Genomic DNA, 3,530 nt, shown 5'->3' with positions numbered 1-3,530 from the left:
TTCTCCCAGTTGTGGAGGGTTGAGTAGTGAATGTTTGCTCCGAAGAATTTTCTGCCGTAGTGCTGGGCGTCTCTGAGAGGTAGGTTGTAGTATTGTTTAAAGAGGAGTATTGCCAGTATTGTTTTTACTGGAAATTTTTTGGATTTTGGCAGGTTCTTCAGCTTTCCTTCTGATTCGAAGTCTGCTAAAACGTCAAGAATTGCGAATGCCACGCTTTCAGGGTCTTTGAGTCTGTGATCCCATCTGGGGATCACGACAACCACCTGAAAGAATTCAGCAAAAACCCTAATAAAGGTTACTATAAACACGCCCCCTTTTAGCAAAAGATTTTTAACTCTGTGATGTTTTTTCTTCTGTCTCTGACCGTTAAGACAGCAATCTAAGTGAGAGCCTATGGACGGCGAGCTAAGAAAAAAGCTGTGGGCACTGGCGTGGCCGGCCATCATAGCTAATATAGGCCAGACCCTGGTAAACCTAGTGGACATGATAATGGTCGGGCAGCTTGGTTCTCTAGCTATAGCAAGCGTTGGACTTGGCGGACAGTTTTCCTGGTTTATGATGCCCATTATGTTTGCAGTCTCCACCGGGACTCTTGCACTCGTTGCGAGATTTGTGGGAGCCAAGGATTTTGAGACTGCTGAGAGAGTTCTTGAGCAGAGTGTATACCTATCATTTTTAATAAGCATCCCGGTAATGCTGTTAGGGCTCTTTTTCGGAGACGACGCGCTGAGAATAATGGGTGCGAGTGAAGAGGTCGTAGAGCTTGGGTATTCATACATACGCGTCTTTTTCCTGTTTTATCCCGTGAATTTTATGGCCTTTGCTGCGTTCAGCGCTCTTAGAGGGGCCGGGGACACAAAGACCCCGATGAAGCTGAGCCTTCTCACCAATGGGGCAAACGTTTTCTTGAACTACTGTTTGATATTTGGACACTTTGGTTTTCCGAGGCTTGAGGTGGTTGGAGCGGCGTTGGCTTCGGGGTTGTCGCTTCTTTTGGCATTTATAGTTGGGTTTGTCCTCTTCCTAAGGGGTTCCCTTATTTTGAAGTTCAGGCCGTCATTTAGACTCGACATTGAGATAACAAAGAGGATCTTGAGGATAGGAATCCCTGCAACAGTTGAGAGAGCAATATTCAGCTTTTACAACTTCCTTTACATCAGTATTGTTACAAGATTCGGCACGATAGCACTTGCGGCCCACCAGGTTGGACTTAGGGTGGAGAGCATTGCTTATATGCCTGCCTTTGGGTTTAACGTTGCTGTGTCTGCCCTAGTTGGTCAGAGCCTTGGAGAAGGAAAGCCAGAAAAGGCCGAAAAGGTGGTTTACGAAGCCCTAAAAATGGTCTCTGTGTTTATGGGGGTTATGGCGATAATTTTGATCGTTTTCCCCAGATACCTTGTCATGCCGTTTGTCACAAAGAGTGATCCGAACTATGCCGAAGTTCTTAGGCTCGCGAGTATTTATCTCATAATCGTGGGAATAAGCGAGATTCCGCTTGGCTGGATCTTTGTTCTCAGCGGTGCCCTCAGAGGTGCTGGAGACACAAAGAGCCCCATGTATGTAACGGCAATAAGCAAGCTTTTGTTCAGAATAATACCCTCCTACATTCTGGGCTTTGGAATTTCCCTCGGCCCAATTCACGTTAAGGGGATGGGGGTTATTGCCGCGTGGCTTGCGATGACTCTGGAGACATTCACCACGGCGCTCTTCTTCTGGTGGATATTCAAGAGGGGAAAATGGAAGTACATAAAGGTTTAGCTACTGGAGGGCTTTTAATGCCTCCAGAACCTCTTCAAAAGGAGCGTCGGTTTTTATTGCCGTTGGTGAGAAGTGTGTTCTGCTAACTTTGTACCCCTTTTCCTGGAGCAGAGCCGCTATGTCTGAAAGTTTTCTCACCTCAAGGGAGTTCCTCCTTGCTAGGGCATGGATGTCGTAGAAGAACGGGATATCGAGCTCCTCGACGATAACATCCAAGAACTTGGAAACTTTCTTTTTCTCAGCCAGTTCGCTTTTATTCTCGGCGTTCATTTTTTCCACAACTTCCTGATTCTTGAGCGGACCAAGCCACAGCGGCCCAAAGGCATCCGGCCTGCTTGGCAGGAAAGCCTTCTCAACTTCAAACCTCCCAGTTTTAGCATCGAAGTAAAGGTATCCAAGGTTTCCGAGTGCTTTATCACCCTCTTTTGCACCGTCTTTTAGCCTTAAAAACGCCCTGAAGTAGTGGTCTTTATAGTAGGCAAAGAGCACCTCAACACCGAGGTCGTATTTTGCCCCGTATCTAACTACAGTTCCAATTAGAATTCTCAAACCGCTTTCGTGGCACAGCTCTCCTCTTATCGGCTTTGCATTGTACTTTCTCAGGCAGGCTTTGAAATGGGCTCCACAGAGGGGAGCGGTGTCTGTTGCTGTCAGTGCAAGGACGCCTTTTCTTTTCACACTCCTAAGGGAAGAATCGAGGAACTCCATTGGGGAACCAAAGGGGTCGAGGTCTATAAAGTCAAAGTACCTGAACTTTTCGGCCATCAAAAGGTTTGCATCTTTGTTCGTGGCCACTAATGTCTTTTTGGCCTTTAAGATTGCAGAATTCTCACTGACGTCTGCTTCTCCTTCAAAATTGAGCTTTAGATTTTCAATTATCAGCTTGAAAGCCTCGGGATTTATATCGTTGAGCCAGATTTCTTTGGCATCAGTTTCTAGGGCGTACCTTATTCCTCTAATTCCGGTGGCGGATAAAGCGTCCAAAACCGTTTTTGCCTTTACAACATTCAAAAAAAGAACGCTCAGGTCTCTGTTAAATGCCATAACCGGATTGTAAAATACGGGAGCGTCGTAAATACGCTCTGCCTTAGGCACAAGAATCTCAGCCTTTCCTTCCTTAATTTTGGTAAGCTCCATCAAGTTGCCTCCAAAAAAGAGGAAAAGGAGTTCACTTTATCTCGACGTAGTCTCCCAAAGCCTGACCGGGCAAGGGCTTTTCGAACCTTGCCTTTACCTCTCCTCTTGTACCGTGGGTTCTTGTAATCTTACCAACAAGGAGCTTTCCGCTTGGGCTCTTCCATATTACCTTCTTTCCTATGAGTCCTGATGCCTGTTCTTTGCTGTCGATACCGAGGGGTTTGATAATCATGTGGTTGGTGTGCTGGTGCTCTTTACTCCTCATGTAGCTCAATACGATACCCTTCATTATCATCACCGGAAATCACTATGGAACCTTATTTTTAAACTTTTATGTTGCTGAAGACGATACTGTCAGGATAACTGGGGTATCACCTCCTGAAGCCATTCAGTAACATCACCAGGCGGATCACCAAAACTAGAATGAATTCTGACAAAATTATACCAGAAGGCAAACAGAAAAACAAACCTATGAACCCTCCTCCAGTCTTTACCCCTGAAATTATTCCAGAAACGCTTCGTCCTCTCCTTCAACGTCCTAAACCAGCGCTCAACACTGTTCCTCGGCCCGAAAGTCACATGCAGATAATCCAGCCCGAGAGATTTAAACGCTGATTTATACCACGGCCCTTTGT

4 protein-coding genes and 1 pseudogene are annotated in these 3,530 nt (G+C 46.0%); 1 reads left to right on the top strand and 4 read right to left on the bottom strand.

Features of this window, described 5'->3' with window-relative positions; all coding sequences use genetic code 11:
* Nucleotides 1-308 (bottom strand): hypothetical protein (locus GBV73_RS10750; protein WP_152878644.1); only part of this gene is annotated, 308 nt, incomplete at its 3' end.
* A gap of 85 nt (nt 309-393) precedes the next feature.
* On the opposite strand from GBV73_RS10750, the gene GBV73_RS10745 reads away from it, so the two are divergent.
* Complete coding sequence (locus GBV73_RS10745) at nt 394-1,758, top strand: MATE family efflux transporter (RefSeq protein WP_152881281.1); 1,365 nt, start codon at nt 394-396, stop codon at nt 1,756-1,758.
* Here GBV73_RS10745 and GBV73_RS10740 read toward each other — a convergent pair whose 3' ends face one another.
* The 3 genes and pseudogenes from GBV73_RS10740 to GBV73_RS10730 all read right to left on the bottom strand — a co-directional run.
* Nucleotides 1,759-2,895, bottom strand: coding sequence for a tRNA (guanine(10)-N(2))-dimethyltransferase (locus tag GBV73_RS10740; RefSeq protein WP_042697953.1), 1,137 nt, complete (start codon nt 2,893-2,895; stop codon nt 1,759-1,761).
* A 31-nt stretch (nt 2,896-2,926) separates the two neighbouring features.
* On the bottom strand, nt 2,927-3,190 hold the full coding sequence (locus GBV73_RS10735; protein WP_042697957.1) for a 50S ribosomal protein L35ae: 264 nt from the start codon (nt 3,188-3,190) through the stop codon (nt 2,927-2,929).
* A gap of 59 nt (nt 3,191-3,249) precedes the next feature.
* Nucleotides 3,250-3,530 (bottom strand): annotated as a pseudogene (locus GBV73_RS10730) (IS6 family transposase); the annotation flags it as partial.

This window comes from Thermococcus sp. 101 C5, from assembly GCF_009372125.1.
Taxonomy (GTDB): Archaea; Methanobacteriota_B; Thermococci; order Thermococcales; family Thermococcaceae; genus Thermococcus_A; species Thermococcus_A bergensis.
This window is presented reverse-complemented; position numbering and strand designations above follow the sequence as displayed.

Coding starts and splice junctions, on each gene's coding strand:
- GBV73_RS10745 (WP_152881281.1), top strand. CDS start 394: ATGGACGGCGAGCTAAGAAAAAAGCTGTGGGCACTGGCGTGGCCGGCC.
- GBV73_RS10740 (WP_042697953.1), bottom strand. CDS start 2,895: ATGGAGCTTACCAAAATTAAGGAAGGAAAGGCTGAGATTCTTGTGCCT.
- GBV73_RS10735 (WP_042697957.1), bottom strand. CDS start 3,190: ATGATAATGAAGGGTATCGTATTGAGCTACATGAGGAGTAAAGAGCAC.